This is a genomic window from Nocardioides malaquae, from assembly GCF_015070385.1.
GTDB classification, from domain to species: domain Bacteria; phylum Actinomycetota; class Actinomycetes; order Propionibacteriales; family Nocardioidaceae; genus Nocardioides; species Nocardioides malaquae.
Genome location: NZ_JADCSA010000564.1, coordinates 1 through 262, shown reverse-complemented (window position 1 = coordinate 262; position 262 = coordinate 1). Strand labels below are relative to the sequence as shown.

Sequence of the window (262 nt, the reverse complement as noted above, 5' to 3'; positions counted from 1 at the left end):
GAAAAACATAAACTTCATATTGCGAAAGTCAAAATCGAAGAAGAAAATAAAAATCTTCATAAACGGATCAGCGAACTTCAAGCCTCGATTGAGCAGGAACAAAATGCACTGCTTCAGGCAAAACAGCAAGCCGAATTGATAAAAGCCGAAAACGGGCGTCTAGAAGAGCAAATGGAAGAAAAAGAATATCAGCTAAAACATATTAAAATAGAAGTTGATCATATGAAAGATCGAATCATAGAAACGAAAGAAAGACTGCTAG

Annotated in this window: 1 pseudogene; it reads left to right on the top strand. The window is 35.5% G+C overall.

Going from position 1 to position 262, the window contains the following annotated elements:
- A pseudogene (gene cse15 / locus IEQ44_RS18665) lies at positions 1–262 on the top strand (spore protein Cse15); the annotation flags it as partial.